This is a genomic window from Paraburkholderia sp. SIMBA_053 (assembly GCF_046534895.1).
Taxonomy (GTDB): domain Bacteria; phylum Pseudomonadota; class Gammaproteobacteria; order Burkholderiales; family Burkholderiaceae; genus Paraburkholderia; species Paraburkholderia caledonica.
On record NZ_JAWRXU010000460.1, the window covers coordinates 1 to 287 of the forward strand.

The following is a 287-nucleotide window of genomic DNA, read 5'->3' on the forward strand; positions in this document are numbered from 1 at the left end:
ATGGGCCAGTTCCAGCGCCGCCTCGACGGCAAGCTCGGCAGCCTTGAAGCGCCCGACAGGTTCGCTTCCGTAACCGTCCTGCTGCAGAAACCATGCGACGTACACGGTCCGCATCAGTTCATTGAACAGATGGCTGTTGCCATGACCATCCCGGCAGGCAGCAAGGGCGAGATGACTGAGTAGCGACTGCTCACGGGCGGACGCCTGCTCCATTGGTAATAACATTGCTTTCGTGAGGTGCTTCCGCGGTCGTGAAGCACCTGCTCCGCGTCGCTTTGAACTCATGT

The 287-nt window shown here is 59.6% G+C and carries 1 pseudogene; it reads right to left on the reverse strand.

Annotated elements, in window-relative coordinates:
- Nucleotides 1-213 (reverse strand): annotated as a pseudogene (locus tag SB753_RS36420) (hypothetical protein); the annotation flags it as partial.
- Between the last annotated feature and the right edge of the window lie 74 nt (nt 214-287).